We start from the raw sequence: 17,845 nt of genomic DNA on the forward strand, positions 1-17,845 counted from the left end.
GACGGTCCACCTCTGTACGCTCACGCGGAAACCACCGCATCGCACACGCACTGGAGGACCGCCCGATGACCGAGACCACCGGCCTGACCGACGTTCTGACCCCGCACGTGTCGAAGGGACCCGTACCGGGGGCCGTGGGCCTCGTGGCCCGCGGCGACCGGGTCGAGGTGGCGGCCATCGGCCACACCGACATCGAGGGCGGGACGCCGATGGCCCGCGACTCGATCTTCCGGATCGCGTCGATCACCAAGCCGATCGTGGCGGCGGCCCTCATGACGCTCGTCGAGGAGCGCCGCATCGCCCTGGACTCGCCGATCTCGCACTGGCTCCCCGAACTGGCGGCGCCGAACGTGGTGCGCGATCCGGCGGGCCCGATCGAGGACGTGGTCCCGGCCGCCCGTCCGATCACCGTCGAGGACCTCCTCACCTTCCGGGCCGGCTGGGGCTTCCCCTCGGACTTCTCGTTCCCCGCGGTGCAGCCGCTCTTCGCCCTGATGGACCCGAACCATCCGCAGCGGGTGCCCGAGCCGGACACCTGGCTGGCCTCGCTCGCCGGGGTGCCGCTGCTGTACCAGCCCGGCGAGGTCTGGCTCTACAACGCGTGCTCGGACATCCAGGGCGTGCTCATCTCGCGGATGACGAGCAACTCGCTGCCCGACTTCCTCGCCGAGCGGATCTTCGAGCCGCTCGGCATGGTCGACACCGGCTTCGAGGTGCCCGCCGCCAAGCGCTCCCGCTTCACCAGCTGCTACGTGCCCACGCCCGACGGCGGCGCCGAGCTCGTCGACGCCCCGGACGGCGATTGGAGCCGTCTGCCCGCGTTCCCCTCCGGCGCGGGCGGACTCGCCTCCACGGCGGACGACTGGCTGGCGTTCGCCCGGATGCTGCTCGCGGGCGGCGGCCGCGTCCTCTCCGCCGAGTCGGTGCGCCTGATGACGACGGACCACCTGACCGCCGAACAGCGCGCCGCGAGCGGCCTGTTCACGGAGGGCGAGGGCTGGGGCTTCGGCGGCTCCGTCGACGTCACCCGCACCCACCCCTACAACGTGCCCGGCCGCTACGGCTGGGTGGGCGGCACCGGCACGGCCGCCCACCTCACACCGGCGACCGGCACGGTGTCGGTGCTGATGACGCAGCTCGGGATGGCCGGGCCGACGCCGCCGCAGATCATGCGGGACTTCTGGACGTACGCGGCGTCGTGAGTGCCCGGCCCTACTCCTCCCCGGAAAGGATCGGCAGCAGTGACGACGCCGACCAGCTGAAGTTCGGGGAGTTGAGCGGGGCGCCGGTCAGCGGGTCGTAGTTCTCCTGGATCGGGCGGTCGCCGGTGAGCCCCTTGCTGTTGGCGAGGAGCTTGCCGGTGAGCTCGTCCGCGTCCTTGGTGTAGCCGTAGCGGCGCAGCCCGCTCAGCGCGATGTAGGCGTGGTCGAACCAGACGGGTCCGCGCCAGTAGGCCGTCGACTCGAAGTACGGGGACGCCTTCGACACGGTCGGGAACGGCACGTGGGTGGCGAACTCGCCCGGATCGACGAGGCGTTGACGTACGCGCGCCGCCTGCGCCTTGGTGGCCGCGCCCGTCCACAGCGGGACGGCGCCCTCGATGCCGCGGCCGCGGTCGGTGAGCGGCGCGCCGCTCTTCAGGGCGATGTCGTGGAACCAGCCGTCGGCCGGGTCGTACATCGTGGAGCGCACGGCGGCGTTCGTGGCCCCGGACTTCTCGCGCCACTTCGCGGCCTCGCCGGGGCGACCGAGCGTCTCGGCGATGCGCGCCAAGTAGCCCTGGTCCTGGGCGAGATACGCGTTGAGGTCGACGGACTCCTGGTCGAGCGAGTAGCCGAGGAGTGTGCCGTCGGCGGCGTGGTTGGCGACGACGGAGGTGCCGAGTTTCGCGTCGAAGCGCGGCGCGTTGTCCAGGCCGCTCTCCCAGGCGGCGGCGAGCCGGCGCTCCTCGGTCGAGTCGTTGGCGGGGTCGACGGTGGCGCCGTACTCGGCGAGGCCGTCGTGGTCGTGGTCCCGGTTGCGGTACCACCAGGCCTGGTAGGCGGCGAGTTTCGGATACAGCTCCCGCAGGAAGGACCGGTCGCCGCTCTTGCGGAACACCTCCCACACGGACCAACTGGCCATCGGTGGCTTGGAGTTGCGTTCGTTCCAGTTGCCGCCGCCGCGCGCGGGGTCGTTGTAGAAGACGGCGTCGGGGACCATCCCGGCGTCCTGAGGTCGGTCCTTGTCGTCGGCGGTGATCTGCCAGTCGAACATGGACCGGATCTGCGACTCGGCCAACGCCGGGTCGAAGCGGGCGGTGCCGACGGCCTGCTTCCAGCTGTCCCAGGCCCACAGCCCGCCGGTGAACCACTTGTACGAGATGGAGGGCGTCACGCCGTCGTGCTTGATCTGCCCTGCCGCGGAGCGCCAGTTGGCGACGAGGGTCTCCAGGGACTTCACGGCGGTTCGGCGCCGCTCGGCGGGCACGCCGCGCGTGACCCCGGCGACGTAGCCGCGCCAGCGTGCGTCACCGGCGGTGGCGTACGCCTGCGGGGCGGCCAGGACGGCGCGCGCCCGCCGGGCCTCGCGGGTGCGCTCGGCGGCGGTGAACGTATAGGACTCGGTCCAGTCGAAGTGGTGCGCGGCGCCGGGGGCGAGGGTGACCGGCGAGGCGGCCTCGGTCCGGTACGTGTCGCCGTCGACGGTCGTGTGCACGGGGTCCTTGTGCGTGACCTCGAAGCGTTCGGTGCCGTCGGTGAGGTAGTCCCACTTCTCGCGCACCTTGGCGAAGTCGACGCCGACGCCGTGCCCGGTGGGCTTCAGGGAGGGCGCGTCGCGCATGGGTGCCTTCTTCGGCCGCAGCAGGCTGCCGCTCCAGCCGGCGCCGAGCGTGCGGGCGCTGTCCCCGTTGTTGCGCACTTCGGCGCGCACCAGGGCCGTCCGGTTCGTGGCGAACCGCAGCTCGAGGTCGAGGGTGAGCCCGCGCCCGAGGTCGTACGACTGGAGGAGCCGACCGGGCTGTGAGGTGAGGCGCGGCGTGCCCCCGGCGGCGAGATCGAGGGTGCGGCCGCCCTCGGTGAGCCGCATCCGGCTGAACGACTTGCTCAGCCACCACGGGTACTCCTGCGCGATGTGGAGCGGCCCGCTGAACCCTCCGTACGCGGCCCGGTCCCCGGTCTTGGGCAGCGCGTACGCGTGCCAGGCGCCCCGGTCCGAGAAGGTGCTGATGGGGTTGTTGTCCTCGTCGTCCCCGGGCAGTGCGGCCTTCGGTGTGCCGTGCAGGTCGAGGACGTCGGCGTAGTCGGGCCCGGGTCGCTGCGCGGCTGCCGCGGGCGGCGCGGCGAGACCGGCGCCGCCGAGGAGCAGCAGGGCGGCGAGCGCGGTGCGGGTGGGGCGGCGGGTGGACTGATGGGCGGTCACGTGGCGGCGCCTCCTGTTGACATGAACCTGCGTGAGCGGGATCTTCAACCCTGACTCTGTGCGCAATCCTGCACGCGCGCAAGGAGTTTCAAGCACAAGTAAACACCGACTGGTCGTTCTGAGCGGAGACGTACCTCATGCGAAGACTGCACCAAGAACAGCCGCACCACAGAGCCGGCCGCGGGGCCCACCGAAGAGCCCGCGCCCTGGCCGCCTGGACCACCGCCGCGCTCGCGGCCGCGCTCCTCAGCGTCCCCGCGCACGAAGCGGGCGCCGCCACGCCGGGCAGTGGCGTGCTCGACGACGGGCACAAGAGCGTCACCTGGCAGAGCCCCACCTACGCGTCCGGCACGGTCGACGATCCCAAGAAGTGTCCGTCGGCGGCCGACGACCCGGACGGCAAGACATGTGACCGCTTCGACCTCAAGGTCGCGGTCCCGGACGGGTATTGGAACGACAACCCCGAGGGCGGTGTGCCCGTCTCGGTCGAGTGGGCGAAGCAGCCCAAGGACGACTTCGACATGTACGTCTACGACGACGCCGGCAAACAGGTGGCGTCGAGCGCGGGCACCGCCGACCCGGAGGCGACCGTCATCCCGCGGGCGGACGGCACGTACCACGTGGTGGTCGTACCGTACGACGTGCACGACAACTCCTTCGTCGGCAAGGCCTACCTGCCCGAGACGACGGACGCCGGGAAACTCACCTCCTTCAAGGGTGACGACGGCAGCTACACCATCGCCGCCGGGGAGTTGAAGGCGAAGGCCGAGTTCCTGAAGGGTGGCGGGCTGCACTTGCAGGCCGACCCGTCAGGTGAGTTCAGCGATCCGGCGGCCGGGCAGATCGTGCGCAAACAGCCGGCCGTCGACCCGCACACGTCGTCCTTCGACGCGGGCGCCTACCACGGCATCCGGTCCGCCGACGCAGTCCTGCGCGTCTACAAGAAGCCGCTGCGCTTCGGCCTCTACAAGGCGGACAACAAGACGCGGATCTGGCAGGAGGACAGGCCGCTGCGCTGGTCCACCGGCGGGATGCGGCAGAGCCTGGAGCGCGGGGCCGACGAGCAGTTCTTCGGCGGCGGTGAGCAGAACGGCTCGTTCTCCCACCGGGACAAGACGGTCTACGTCGCCAACAACACCGACTGGAACGAGGGCGGCTACCCCAACTCCCAGCCGTTCTACCTCTCTTCGGCCGGTTACGGCGTCTACCGCAACACCTTCGCCCCCGGCGTCTACGACTTCGGCCCCTCGGTCCACACCGGTCAGCAGGAACGCCGCCTGGACGCCTACTACTTCGTCGGCGACGCCAAGCGGGTCATCGGCGCGTACACGGGCCTGGTCGGCAAGCCGTTCATGCCGCCGGTCTACGGCCTCGAACCCGGCGACGCCGACTGCTATCTGCACAACGCCAACCAGGGCGAGCGCCACACCCTCGACTCCCTGAAGGTCGCCGACAAGTACGTCGAGAACCAGATGCCGCTCGGCTGGATGCTGGTCAACGACGGGTACGGCTGCGGCTACGAGAACCTCGCCGAGACCGCCAAGGGGCTGAAGGACCACAACGCCGAGCTCGGCCTGTGGACGCAGGACGGCATCGACAAGCTCGCCGACCAGGTGAAGGCGGGCCAGCGCGTCGCCAAGCTGGACGTCGCCTGGGTCGGCAACGGCTACGGCATGGCGCTCGACGCCTGCGACAAGGCGAAGGCCGGCATCGAGGACAACAGCGACGCCCGCGGCCTCGTCTGGATGCCGGTGTCCTGGGCGGGCGCCCAGCGCTGCGCGGTCCTCTGGTCGGGCGACCAGAAGCTGTCGTGGGACTTCATCCGCTGGCAGATCCCGACGTACGCGGGCGCGACGATGTCCGGCATGGCGTACAACACCGGTGACATCGGCTCGATCTACTCCCACGACGCCAAGATGTACGCGCGTGATCTCCAGGCCAAGACGTTCCTGCCTGCCGTCATGACGATGGACGGCTGGGCCAGCGACATCACCACCGGCGAGAAGATCAACCAGCAGCCGTGGGTGGACGGCGAGCCGTACACCTCCATCAACCGCAAGTATCTGCAACTGCGCGAGCGCCTGATGCCGTACCTCTACACACTGGCCAAGCAGGCGTCGGACACCGGCGTCGGCGGCGTACGGCCGCTGTGGCTGGAATACCCGAAGGACGCCAACACCCTCGGCGCGCAGGCGAAGTACGAGTATCTGGCGGGCGACGACTTCCTCGTCGCACCGGTCTACAAGGACTCGGACACCCGCGACGGCATCTACCTGCCGAAGGGCACGTGGACGGACTACTGGACGGGAAAGCAGTACAAGGGCCCGACGACCATCGACGGCTACCACGCCCCGATCGACACGCTCCCGCTCTTCGTCAAGTCCGGGGCGATCGTGCCGATGTGGCCCAAGGGAACCACGTCGTACAAGAATCGCGACAAGGGCCAACTCGGTTATGACGTCTACGCGTCGGAGCCGGGCCACAACGCGTACACCCTGTACGAGGACGACGGGGTGACCCGCAAGTTCAAGGAGGGCGCGTCGGCCACGCAGCGGGTGACCGTGGACACCGGCAAGCGGGGCTCGGACATCAAGGTCGGTGCCAGCAAGGGGAGTTACGCGGGCAAGGCGAGTGAGCGCGCGTACAACTTCACCGTGCACGGCGACGGGGCTCCGAAGCGGGTGTCCGTGAACGGCCGCCCGCTGGCCGTGAGTTCATGGTCGTACGACGAGAAGACACACGTGACGAAGGTCCGTACGGCAGCACTGCCGACGGACAAGGCGTTCACGGTACGGCTGAGCGACTGAGCCGCTGACGGGGAGGGGGCCGGTCCACGTGTGTACCGGCCCCCTCTCACTCATACGATCAGTCCACCCGCTCCGACTCGTGCCACCCCGCGTGCAGCGCCCGGTACTCCTCGGTTGTCGCCTTCGGCACATAGGTGCCCGGGCCGAACATCGCCTTGGCGAGCCGCGCCCGCATGCGCTGCCGGACGGTGAACTTCCGCTCCACCCCGTTCGCGTCGGTCCGTGGGCCCAACTCGTATGCCGCGGGCTGCTCGTGCTGGTTGAGGGTGTACAACTCGGCGCGCGTGAGCGGCTCGTGGACCTCGATGAACTCGCCGTGCGGCAACCGCCTGATCTGCCCGGACTCGCGTCCGTGCAGCGTCTTCTCGCGGTCGCGGCGCTGCAGTCCGTTGCAGATCCGCTTGGTGATGCTGAACGCGAGGACGGGCGCCACGAAGACGCTGATGCGCACGAACCACGTGATGGCGTTGATCGACAGGTGCAGTTTCGTCGCGACGATGTCGTTGCCGCCACCGATCAGCAGCACCCCGTACAGCGCCAGCCAGGCCACGCCGATGCCGGTCCTGACCGGCTTGTTGCGCGGCCGGTCCGCCACGTGGTGCTCGCGCTTGTCGCCCGTGATCCACGACTCCAGGAACGGGTACACCGCCATGAACGACAGGATCAACGGGAACAGTGTGAACGGGATGAAGACGCCCAGTTGCAGCGTGTGCCCCCACGCGTTGATCTCCCACGCGGGCATCACGCGGATCAGCCCCTCGGAGAAGCCGAGGTACCAGTCGGGCTGCGCGCCCGTCGTGACGAGGTCCGTTCTGTAGGGGCCGAAGGCCCACACCGGGTTGATGGTCGCCACCGCGCCGAGGATCGCGAGCACCCCGAAGACGAGGAAGAAGAAGCCGCCGGCCTTCGCCACGTAGATGGGGAAGAAGGGCGCTCCGACGACCTTCTTCTCGTTGCGTCCCGGGCCCGCGAACTGGGTGTGCTTGTGGTAGAAGACCAGGATCAGATGGAGCGCCACCAGGCCCAGCATGATGCCCGGCAACAGCAGGATGTGGATCGGATAGAGCCGGGAGATGAAGTCGTCGCCGGGGAACTCGCCGCCGAACAGGAACATCGCCAGGTACGTGCCCACGACCGGCACCGCGAGCACGGCGCCCTGCGCGAACTTCAGGCCGGTGCCGGACAGCAGGTCGTCGGGGAGCGAGTAGCCGGTCAGGCCGGTGATGATGCCGAGGAACAACAGGGTCCAGCCGAACACCCAGTTGAGCTCGCGCGGCTTGCGGAACGCGCCGGTGAAGAAGACGCGCATCATGTGCACCGTCATGCCGGCGACGAAGACGAGCGCCGCCCAGTGGTGGATCTGACGGATCAACAGCCCGCCGCGCACATCGAAGCTGATGTGCACCGTCGACTCGTACGCCTGGGTCATCCTGATGCCCTTGAGCGGTACGTACGAACCGTTGTAGACGACTTCCTGGGTGCTGGGGTCGAAGAACAGGGTCAGGTAGACGCCGGTGAGGATGAGGATGATGAAGCTGTAGAGGCAGATCTCGCCGAGCATGAAGGACCAGTGGTCGGGAAAGACCTTGCGCATCTGCGTCTTGGCGAGTTGATAGAGCCCGAGCCGGCCGTCCGCCCAGTCGGCAAGGCGTTCACCGGAACCCGGGGGGTCGGGACGGCGTCCGTCGCCTCGGACGCGCTCGCTGTCATCGCTCATGCGACTCCCCCTCAGGGCCGTTGAGGCTCCCGTCAGGGTAGAGCGCGTGGCAGCGGCACCGACAGAGGGCGACGAGCAGTCAATTCCCCTTAGCGGGGCGGAGGTTCACCCTCCGCCGTCGGCCGCCATCCGCTCCATCGCCGCCTCCACGGTCCGCGTGTGCGCCCAGGCCGCCTCGGCCGCCGCCTCCGGGTCGCTGCGCGCGATCGCGTCGGCCAGGTCGTCGTGGGCGCTTGCGCCGGGCAGCTCCGGCGTCCAGCTCGGGCGCAGCGAGGCGATGGTGTCGCGCACCGACTCGACGATGCTCTCGTACAGCTCGGTCATCAGCGGATTGCCGCTCGCGGCGACGACGGCCCGGTGGAACTCCACGTCCTTCTCGACGTACGCGGCGGGGTCCCCGCTCTCCTCCGCGCGGTGCCGGGCGAGCAGGGCGGACAGGATGCGGGCGAGGTCGGCCTCGCCGCGGTGCGCGGCGGCGGCGGGCGCCGCCTCCCGTTCGATGGCGAGGCGCACCTGGAGGATGTGCTTCAACTCGGCGCGGCGCAGGCGGCGTTGGAGCGCGGCATTGAGGTCGCTCGCGGCGCGCACATACGTCCCGTCGCCGCGCCGCGCCTCCAGGAGGCCGGTGTGGCACAGGGCCCGGACGGCCTCCCGCACGGTGTTGCGGCCCACGCCGAACTCCTCGACGAGCCGGCCCTCCGCCGGGATCCGGTCGCCGACGGCCCACTCGCCGCGTTCAATGCGGTGCTCGATCCTCTGGGTGGTGCGCTGGACCAGGGTGGCGCCGGTCTCGGCTGGTGCGGGCACGGAGGCGACCTCTCTTGTGCGGGTGGCTGCACACTCCAAAATATCCCATGTCTGCACCGGCCCACGACCCCCCTTTTGCCTGATTACGCCCCAATATCGTGGCCGCAGCTACCGAAACATGGGATGTTACGTTGGGTCGCATGCCGCAGAGTGACCCAGCCTCCGTATCCACACCCGCACCCGGCGTGACGCCCCGGGGCGCTGCCCCGGACCCCGCTGCTCAATCGCCGCAGGGGCTTAAAAGGCCCCCGGAGCTCAAGGAATCGCAGGGGCTGAAATTCAGCGGCGCCCTCCTCGCCGCCGGCATCCTCCTCATCGCCATGAACCTGCGGCCCGGCGTCGTGTCCGTCTCGCCCGAGCTCGACACGATCCGCCGCTCCACCGGGCTCAGCGGCTCACTCGCGGGGCTGCTCACCACGCTGCCGATCCTCTGCTTCGGCCTGCTCGCCCCGTTCGCGGCGAAGCTGTCGCGGCGCATCGGCATGACACGGGCGCTCGGCGCGATGATGGCGCTGCTGACGGCGGGCATCGCGCTGCGCCTCGCGCCCGGCCTGCCCGCACTGTTCGCGGGAACCGTCCTCATCGGCGCCGCGATATCCCTCTCGAACGTCCTCGTGCCGAGCGTCATCAAGCGCAACTTCGAGCGCCGCACCGGGCTGATGATGGGCCTGTACTCGGTGGCGCTGTTCTGCGGCGCCGCGCTCGCGGCCGGGGTGACCGTGCCGCTCGGGGACGCGCTCGGGCTCGGCTGGCGCGGGGCGATCGGCGTCTGGGCGGTGCTCTCCGCGCTCGCGCTCGCGCTGTGGGTGCCCCAGCTGCGCCGCTCGGACGCGCCGCCTGCGATGGCCCCGGGCGCCGCCGACTCCCGTACGCCGCTGCGCCGTTCACCGCTGGCCTGGAAGATCACGCTCCTCATGGGCCTGCAGTCGTTGCAGTACTACGCGTGTGCCGCGTGGATCCCGGCGATGCTCACCAGCCAGGGCATGGACGGTACGCAGGCGGGGTGGATGCTGTCCGTGATGAGCCTCGCGGGCATCGCCGGATCCCTTGCCTTCACGGCGCTCGTCGGCAGGTCATCGAACCAGGTCGCCCTCTCCCTCGCCGGCTCCGTGCTCGTCCTCGGCTCCGTGCTCGGCCTGCTGGTCGCGCCGGTCGGCGGGGCTTACGCGTGGATGCTGATGCAGGGCTTCGGCTGCGGGCTGCTGATCAGTACGGCGCTCGCCGTGATCGTGCTGCGCTCCCCCGATGCGGCGCGCGCCGCGGAGATGTCCGGCATGGCGCAGAGCGTCGGCTATCTGTTCGCCGCCGCGGGCCCGTTCCTGCTCGGCGCGCTGCACGACGCGACGGGCGGGTGGACGGTGCCGCTGGTGATGCTCGCGGTGCTGTGCGTGCCGATGGGCCTCGCGGGCATCGGAGCGGGCCGGGCCCGCCAGCTGGAGGCGTGAACCGCCGGGTCGGCGGGGGCTACCCCTCCGCCACCCCCGGGTTCTTGCGCCGGCCCGCCTGGAAGCGCGCCTTCTTCTGGCGGTTCCCGCACGTGTTCATGTCGCACCACCTGCGGGTCCGGCTCTGACTGGTGTCGAAGAAGGCGGCCTGACAGGTGGGTGACGCACACAGGGCCAGCCGTCCGTCCCGCTCGCCCGCGACGATGCCGATCGCGTCGGCGGCGATCACGCTGAGCGCGTCCTCCACGCCGACATCCGGGCCGAGCCGCCACCGCCGCTCACCCTCGGGCGTCAGGACGGCCGCGGCCCGGCCCTGAACGCTGCGCTCGTTGATGACCTGGACAGCAGCCGCGGGGAGGGCGTCCTGGAGCGCGGCCGCCGTCGCGGCGGCGTGGATCGCCTCCCTCAGCTCCCGGGCGAGGTCGAACTGGGCAAGGGAGCAGGAATCCACGGCAAGACCGTTCACCGCCAGCCAGTCGACGAGCCGTTGCGGCACGGGAATCCGCTCCACAGCCTCGCCCTGACGTTCCGTCAGGGTCGCCGTGAAGCTGGTCGCCAGCACCTTGCCGAGGCGGAATTCGGGGAACCGAGCACTCATGGAACCACCTTAGGCGGTTGCCGCCTGGATCGGAGAACTGCTAGAACCGTCTTAGACGGTTCCGCGACGGCCAGGAGGTCCCATGCCCCGCCCAAGCAGTGACGTACAAGCAGACGCACGAGCGGACATGCAAGCGCACGTGGAAGCCTTTGAAGCCCACGCGAGCAACGCCGAGCTCGACGATCTGCGCGCACGACTGGCGGCGGCTCGGCTGCCGGAGGCCGAGACGGTCCAGGGCGCCGGGACCGGCCACCGCCGCTGGGAACAGGGCGTCCCGCTCGCCGACCTCGTGGACGTCGTGCACTACTGGCGAACCGGGTACGACTGGCGGGCGTTCGAGGACCGCCTCAACCGGGCCGGACAGTTCCGTACGACCATCGACGGCCTGGGCATCCACTTCCTGCACCGCCGGTCCCCGCGCGCGGACGCCACCCCGCTGCTCATGACGCACGGCTGGCCGGACAGCGTCGCCCGGTTCATCGACGTCGTGGACGAGCTGGCGGATCCGAAGGACGCGGACGCCCCGGCGTTCCACGTCGTGGTTCCCTCGCTGCCGGGCTTCGGCTACAGCGACAAGCCGGCCGCCACCGGGTGGGGCACCGAGAAGATCGCGGCCACGTGGGTGGAGCTGATGGGCAGGCTCGGCTACGGCACGTTCCTGGCCCACGGCGGCGACTGGGGCGGGAACATCACCACGGTCCTCGGCGGCAGGTTCCCGGCGCACGTGCTCGGCATCCACACCACGTTCGCGGAGGGGCCGCCCGGACTGACCACGGACGGGCTGACGGCGGTCGAGCGCGAGTGGGCCGAGGAGACCCGCGACTTCTGGCTGCACCGCGCGGCGTACGCGAAGCAGCAGGCGACCCGGCCGCAGACCATCGGCTACGCCCTCGTCGACTCACCGGTCGGGCTTCTCGCCTGGATTCTCGACAAGTTCGCCGACTGGACGGACACCGAGGACAGCCCGTTCGAGACGATTTCCATGGACCGGATCCTCGACGACGTCACCCTGTACTGGCTGACACGGACCGGCGCCTCGGCCGCCCGTATCTACTACGAAAGCCACAACTCGCTCGATCCCGAACTCCGGGTCGACGTCCCCTCGGCCATCACCGCGTACCCCCGCGACGTCGAGAAGTGCCCGCGGCCCTGGGCGCAGGAGCGGTACCGGCGGATCGTCCGGTGGAGCGAGCCCGAAGTCGGGGGACACTTCGCGGCGTTGGAGGTTCCCGAGCACTTCGTCGCGGACCTGCGGGAAGGCCTCGCGGCCGTGCTGGACGCCCATCGGTGAAGACGGCCCCCGCCTACCCGTTGACCTGCGACCAAGCCTCTGCAAGGTTAGCAAGCGCTTTCTCGCCGCTCTGCGCCCAGGGGAACCCATGTCGGATTCAGCCGCTCCACCACGCACCACCACCGAAGCCAAGGGCCGCGCGCTCTTCTCGGGGCACTACACCCACCTGTGGGGCTTTCTGCTCGCGGGTTGGCTGATCAGCTACGCGGACCGGACCGTCACCGGACCTGTCGTCGCGTGGATGATCGAGAACAAGGCGGGCTTCATCGGTGACGCCTCCAACCCGGCGACGCTGGGCGGGCTCATCGGCTCGATGTTCTTCACCGGCTACATGCTCACGCAGTACGCGGGCGGCCGGCTCGGCGACCGCTACGGCCACCGGGAGATGCTCGTCGTCTCCCTGCTCTGGGCGGGCCTGCTCACGCTCGTGTCGGGCCTGACCGGCGGGCTCATCGGCTTCGTCGTGGCGCGCGTGCTCACCGGGCTCGGCGAGGGTGTCTTCTACTCCAACGACCGTGTCCTGGTCATCAATCACACGCCCGCGGCCCGCCGCACCATCGGCCTCGGCGTCGTCCTGTCAGGACTGTCCATCGGCCTGACCGTCGGCATCGTCGCCACCCCGCACCTCATCGACTGGGGCGGCACCCTCGGCATGGGCGGCCGGGCCTGGAGCATGCCGCTGTACGTGTTCGGTGTGGTGTCGCTGCTGGTGGCTTCGGCGACGTGGGCGTTCTTCCGGGGGCGCGGCGACAAGCCGCTGCGGCTCGGCCCGCCCGCGCTGCGGCTCATCGCCTACTCGATCCCCGCGGCGGTCGCGATCCTCGGTCTGTTCCTGCTCGCCGACGAGTTCAGCTGGCCGGACTGGCTGACGGCGGTCGGCTCCGGCGTGCTGTTCGTCATCATGGTGACGATCGTGATCCGCGGCATCGTCCGCACCGGCCGCAGCACCCAACTCCTCAACCGGAACGTCTGGTTGATCTACATCGGCTTCATCGCCGTGATGTGGAACCTGTGGTTCTTCTCGTTCTGGTCGGTGCAGATCGTCGCGGAGGCCGCGCACAGCAGCCTGGGGGCCGCGGCCCTCACCGCGGCGTTCAACGCGGGCGCCGGCATCATCGGCTTCCCGGTCGGCGGCTGGATCGCGGACCGGCGGGTGCGCGCCGGCAAGGGCCGCAAGCCGCTCGCCGTGATCTGCGCGGCGGTGCACACGGTGCTCGCGGTGGCGTTCGGCGCGAGCGTCCTGAACGGCGATCCCTCGCTGCTGCTGCTCGGCCTGATCCTGTTCTGCTCGGGCCTGTTCTTCAACGCGCTCCAGCCGATCGTGCACAGCATCCTCGGCGACCTCGCCGAGGAGAAGGACCGTGGTTCGCTGTTCGGCCTGTTCAACCTGGTCGCGGAGATCGGCGCGGTGGCCAGCCCCGTCGTCAGCGGTGTGCTGCGCGACGCGACGGGCAGCTGGGCCGCGGGCGTGTTCACCGCGGCCGGGGTGATGGCCGTGGCGGTCGTCCTCTACGCGCTGGTGAAGGAGCGCATCCCGGAGGTCGCCGCCACCTGACCCGATTCGGCCCGGTCCGCCGCGGGCTCAGCAGCCCTCGCGGATCGGGTCGATGGTGACCTTCGTCCGGTCCTCGTCCCCCTGCACCCTGCCGTAGACCGTGGAGTTGACGCGGTACCAGCGGTCGTCGGCGGTGCGCTTGCCGTTGACGTCGTCGAGGCGGACGCACCAGCGCTCGGCCCGCAGGACCCGCGTGTACGTCTCCGTGCCCTTGCGCACCTTGTGGCAGTCGCGGACCTTCTTCGTCGTGTAGTACGTCTTGGTGCGGCCGTGGCTGCGCTTGGTGTGCCGCACCTTGCGGGTGTCCGTCCCGCACTTCTTCACCAGGTGCGCCCGGGTGGCGCGGGTCGTGCGGCGCTGCACGTGCCGCACCCCGTCGCGCACCCCGGTCACCGTGTCGTCCTGCTGCTTGATCGTCTGACTGTCCGCGGTTCCGCCACCGCCGTGCACCGGGGCCGCCTTCTCCGTCCCACCACCGCAGGCCGCGAGCGCGACCACCAGCACCATCGTCAGTCCGGCCAGGGTCGTGCGCGGCTTCACGGAGATCGCTCCTTTTTGGTGTACATGCCATTGAGAGCCAGCAGCGTATCGGAAGCGCCGCCGCGGCCGATCACCCACGCCCCGACGGTGGCTGTCGATTCGTTATGCAACTCCAGGGCGAAAAGTTCCCCTTGCATGTAGCTTGCCGTTCCGACGCATTCAGGTTGAATCGTCAACCCGGATCGCCTACCAAAGGGAGCGATGAGCGGACACATGCGGCAACTCGCAGCGCCCCGACTGGCACCTCCGTTGGTGTCGGGTGGTCTTGCCGACTCGGTCTACAGCGCCGCGCTCCAGGACCCGCGGCGCCTGCAGTTCTCGCTGCTCCGGGACGGCGGCCCGGCGCTGGAGGTCAGCACGTCGCGGTTCCGCGACGAAGTGACGGCCGTGGCCCGCGGTTTCCTCGCCGGCGGCGTCGGCATGGGCGACCGGGTGATCGTGATGTCCCGCACCCGCTACGAGTGGACGCTGATCGCGTACGCGCTGTGGACCGTGGGCGCCGAGGTCGTGCCGGTGTATCCGACCTCGTCGGCGGAGCAGGTGCGGTGGATCCTCTACGACACCGACGCCGTGGGCGTCGTCGTCGAGAACGAGCACAACGCGATGACGGTGGCGGCGGCCTACGGGGCGCGTACCGATCTGACCCGGCTGTGGGAGCTGGACTCGGGCGGCCTCGACCTGCTCATCGAGGCGGGCGCCTCGGTCCGGGACGAGGACGTGCACCAACTGCGCGCCTCGGTACGCCCGCACGACACCGCCGTCATCTGCTACACGTCCGGTACGACGGGCCGACCCAAGGGCTGCGTCATCACGCACAGCAACCTGGCCTCCGAGTCGGACAACCTTCTCGCCGGCTGGGGCAGCATCCTCACACCACCGGGCCAACAGCAGTCCCTGCTCGCCTTCTTGCCGCTCGCCCACTGCTACGGGCTGATGGTGGTGGTCAGTTCGGTACGCGGCGGGATCAACATCGCCCACCAGCCCGACGTCTCCCCCCACGCGCTGCTCCCAGCGCTCGCCGCGTTCCGGCCGACGCTGATGTACGCGGTCCCGTACATCTTCGAGCGGGTCTTCGCCACGGCGCGGATCAACGCCCAGGACGGCGGCCACAGCGTCCTGTTCGAGCGGGCCGTGCGCACCGCGATCCGGTACGCGGCGTCGGTGCAGCGGCACACGGCGGGCGAAGGTGCGGGCCCCGGACCGCGCATGCGGCTCATGCACAAGCTGTACGACCGCGTCGTGTACGCGAAGGTGCGGGCGGTGCTCGGCGGCCGGGTGCGCAACGCGGTGTCGGGCGGTTCGCCGCTCTCCCGCGACCTCGGCCTGTTCTACCAGGGCTGCGGCATCACCGTGTACAACGGCTACGGCCTCACGGAGACGGCGGCCGCGGTCACCGTGCAGCCGCTCGGCGCGGTGCGGCACGGCACGGTGGGCAAGCCGCTGCCGGGCAACGCCGTGTACATCGCGGACGACGGTGAGATCTGGGTGGCGGGCGACGTCGTCTTCGCGGGCTACCTCAACAACCGCAAGGCCAACGAGGCGGCGCTGCACGACGGTTGGTTCGCCACGGGTGACCTCGGCCATCTCGACCCCGACGGTTACGTCGTCATCACGGGCCGCAAGAAGGACATCATCATCACGAGCGGCGGCAAGAGCGTCTCCCCGCAGACCCTGGAGGAGGAGCTGCGCGCCCACCCGCTGATCTCCGACTGCCTGGTGATCGGCGACAACCGCCCCTACGTCACGGCCCTGATCACCCTCGATCCGGCGTCCCTGGCGAGCTGGCAGTCGCTCAAGGGGCGAGTCCCCAGCGCGCCCGAGGAGGCGGTGCTCGACGAGCAGCTGAACGGCCACATACAGCGCGCGGTGTCACGTGCCAACTCCCGTGTCTCGCGCGCCGAGTCGATCCGCGCCTTCCGCATCCTGCCGCACGAGTTCGGCGCCGTTCAGGGCCTGCTCACCCCGTCCCTGAAGGTGCGCAGGACTGCGGTCATCGACGCGTACGCGGAGGTCATCGAGGAGCTGTACGCGACGCGATGAGCGCCGCGCACAGCATCCGTCAGTCCGTCAGTCCTTCAGGAGGCCGTGGGCGTCCAGTCACCCAGCCAGTCCGCGACCTCCTGCTCCGCGGCCTGGGTGTCGCTCAGCTGTGGCCGGTCGGCGCTCGCCGAACCGGCCCGGGCGCCGCTGTTCTTGTACTCGGCGAACCGGTCGTCCTTCCACGAGAAGCCGCCCATGTCGGTCCACGGCTTCGTCTTGATCGCGGCGCCCAGCGTGGAGTTGCGGACGGTGGCCTGCGGGTCGAGGGAGGCGTCGCCGCCCGCGTGCCAGTTGCGGCCGAGGTGGAAGCTGTCGGCGGAGACGTCGCCGCTGATGGTGGTCCGGTTGACGAGCAGGCCCTTCTTGCCGCCCGCGGTGCTCGGCGCCATGACGTACCCGGCCGACGTGCCGTCCCACCGCTTCTTCAGGGTGATCACGGACTGGTCGATCACGGCGGTGGCGCCACCGAAGATGAAGTCGACGTTGCCGACGACGTACGAGTTCTTCATGTAGACGCGCTTGCCCGCGCCGTCGAGCAGCAGCGTGTCCTGGTCGCCGCTGGTGCTGACCGAGTCGAGGAACACCTTGTCGGCGCTGGTGCGCAGCGCGACCGCCTGCGCGGCGATGGAGGTGTCCTTGCTCTCGTCGTAGTCGTTGCTGACGCTCAGGTTGCGCAGTTGGGTGTCGGCGGCGAGGACGGTGACGGTGGCGCTGCCCGAGGTGCCGTACGTCGCTCCGTCCGGCTTCTTCGACCCGGCGGCGTGCCCCTCGACGAGGACGGTGGATGTCCGGCTCGAACCGGTGCCGATGATCGTCACGTGCGGCTTGTTCGCCGGGACGGTGACGGTCCCGCGATACGTGCCGGGCGCGACCTTGATGTCCACGCGCGCGGTGTTGTTCGCGGGCACGGCGTCGACGGCGGCCTGCACGGTCTTGTACTGGGCGCTGCCGTCGGCGGCGACGGTGAGGGTCGTCGCGGCGGTGACCCTCGCCGTCGTACTCGTCGCGCCCATCGAACTCCTGGGCCCCACCCCGGACTTGAGCAGACCCGGCACGTCCGCCGCCTTGTCGAGCGTGTAGTCGTAGAAGTCGGAGGGCGTGAAGGCGCTGCCGCCGCTCTCGTTGCGCCCGCTGGTGCCGGAGAAGACGCTGCCGCGTTGCACGAGGGTGGTGGTGTCGTCCTTGATGACGGGGTTGTTCACTCCCTGGAAGTAGCTGTTCTCCAGGACCATCTTCGTCTTGCCGCGCGAGTAGTTCCCGTACGAGGACGTGATGTTGGTGTCCGGGTCGTCCTGGAGGTAGTTGTTGTAGAGGTGCGCGTGTGCGGCGTCGTCGGCCCACGCGGCGGCCGTCGCGGCGGAGGCCGTGCCCCCGCCGCCACCACCGAAGACCCCACCGCCGTAGGCGAGGACGACCGCGGCGACGACCACGAACGGCGCTCCCGCGAGAAGTACGGTCCGGCGTCTGCGGTGACGGGACTTGCTGCGGCTGCCTCTCATGGGCTTGCACTCCGTGGGTGGTGGGGGAACACGTGCCGCAGTGGGGCTGCCGCGGGGACGGGGAAGGTTGCCGACCCCCTCGGGGTCGGGCACATCAAGCCCCTGCGGCGATTGAGCAGCGGGGTCTGGGGTGGAGCCCCAGGA

Annotated in this window: 11 protein-coding genes and 1 pseudogene; 6 read left to right on the plus strand and 6 right to left on the minus strand. The window is 70.1% G+C overall.

Going from position 1 to position 17,845, the window contains the following annotated elements; genetic code table 11:
* The first annotated feature begins 65 nt into the window (after window positions 1-65).
* Window positions 66-1,202: a serine hydrolase domain-containing protein gene (locus ABT004_RS21695; RefSeq protein ID WP_351339305.1), complete on the plus strand. Its 1,137-nt coding sequence runs from the start codon at window positions 66-68 to the stop codon at window positions 1,200-1,202.
* A 10-nt stretch (window positions 1,203-1,212) separates the two neighbouring features.
* Here the strand turns inward: ABT004_RS21695 and ABT004_RS21700 are convergent, their stop codons facing one another.
* Entirely contained in the window at window positions 1,213-3,402 is a 2,190-nt protein-coding gene (locus tag ABT004_RS21700) for an MGH1-like glycoside hydrolase domain-containing protein (protein WP_351339308.1), read from the minus strand.
* A 137-nt stretch (window positions 3,403-3,539) separates the two neighbouring features.
* Here ABT004_RS21700 and ABT004_RS21705 point away from each other — a divergent pair, with 137 nt between their 5' ends.
* Entirely contained in the window at window positions 3,540-6,209 is a 2,670-nt protein-coding gene (locus ABT004_RS21705) for a glycoside hydrolase family 31 protein (RefSeq protein WP_351339311.1), read from the plus strand.
* Window positions 6,210-6,267: 58 nt separating this feature from the next.
* Here ABT004_RS21705 and qcrB read toward each other — a convergent pair whose 3' ends face one another.
* A complete protein-coding gene (qcrB, locus tag ABT004_RS21710; protein ID WP_351339314.1) occupies window positions 6,268-7,926 on the minus strand; it encodes a cytochrome bc1 complex cytochrome b subunit in 1,659 nt (552 codons plus the stop codon).
* Window positions 7,927-8,031: 105 nt separating this feature from the next.
* Window positions 8,032-8,733 carry a FadR/GntR family transcriptional regulator gene (locus tag ABT004_RS21715; RefSeq protein ID WP_351339317.1) on the minus strand — a complete coding sequence of 234 codons (702 nt, stop codon included), beginning with the start codon at window positions 8,731-8,733 and terminating at the stop codon, window positions 8,032-8,034.
* Between the two features lie 140 nt (window positions 8,734-8,873).
* Here ABT004_RS21715 and ABT004_RS21720 point away from each other — a divergent pair, with 140 nt between their 5' ends.
* Window positions 8,874-10,178 carry a CynX/NimT family MFS transporter gene (locus ABT004_RS21720; RefSeq protein ID WP_351339320.1) on the plus strand — a complete coding sequence of 435 codons (1,305 nt, stop codon included), beginning with the start codon at window positions 8,874-8,876 and terminating at the stop codon, window positions 10,176-10,178.
* A 19-nt stretch (window positions 10,179-10,197) separates the two neighbouring features.
* Here ABT004_RS21720 and ABT004_RS21725 read toward each other — a convergent pair whose 3' ends face one another.
* Window positions 10,198-10,776 carry a CGNR zinc finger domain-containing protein gene (locus tag ABT004_RS21725; RefSeq protein ID WP_351339322.1) on the minus strand — a complete coding sequence of 193 codons (579 nt, stop codon included), beginning with the start codon at window positions 10,774-10,776 and terminating at the stop codon, window positions 10,198-10,200.
* A gap of 82 nt (window positions 10,777-10,858) precedes the next feature.
* On the opposite strand from ABT004_RS21725, the gene ABT004_RS21730 reads away from it, so the two are divergent.
* Both ABT004_RS21730 and ABT004_RS21735 read left to right on the plus strand, forming a co-directional pair.
* Window positions 10,859-12,067 carry an epoxide hydrolase family protein gene (locus tag ABT004_RS21730; RefSeq protein WP_351339325.1) on the plus strand — a complete coding sequence of 403 codons (1,209 nt, stop codon included), beginning with the start codon at window positions 10,859-10,861 and terminating at the stop codon, window positions 12,065-12,067.
* An 88-nt stretch (window positions 12,068-12,155) separates the two neighbouring features.
* Entirely contained in the window at window positions 12,156-13,622 is a 1,467-nt protein-coding gene (locus ABT004_RS21735) for an MFS transporter (RefSeq protein ID WP_351339328.1), read from the plus strand.
* A 27-nt stretch (window positions 13,623-13,649) separates the two neighbouring features.
* On the opposite strand, the gene ABT004_RS21740 is transcribed toward ABT004_RS21735, so the two are convergent.
* Window positions 13,650-14,162: a hypothetical protein gene (locus ABT004_RS21740; RefSeq protein ID WP_351339331.1), complete on the minus strand. Its 513-nt coding sequence runs from the start codon at window positions 14,160-14,162 to the stop codon at window positions 13,650-13,652.
* A 213-nt stretch (window positions 14,163-14,375) separates the two neighbouring features.
* Between ABT004_RS21740 and ABT004_RS21745 the strand changes: the two genes are divergently transcribed.
* On the plus strand, window positions 14,376-16,202 hold the full coding sequence (locus tag ABT004_RS21745; RefSeq protein WP_451190360.1) for an AMP-dependent synthetase/ligase: 1,827 nt from the start codon (window positions 14,376-14,378) through the stop codon (window positions 16,200-16,202).
* A gap of 35 nt (window positions 16,203-16,237) precedes the next feature.
* Here the strand turns inward: ABT004_RS21745 and ABT004_RS21750 are convergent.
* Window positions 16,238-17,536, minus strand: a pseudogene (locus tag ABT004_RS21750) (pectinesterase family protein); the annotation flags it as partial.
* Window positions 17,537-17,845 lie beyond the last annotated feature (309 nt).

The sequence above is a fragment of the Streptomyces sp. NPDC002790 genome (assembly GCF_040295505.1).
Classification (GTDB): domain Bacteria; phylum Actinomycetota; class Actinomycetes; order Streptomycetales; family Streptomycetaceae; genus Streptomyces.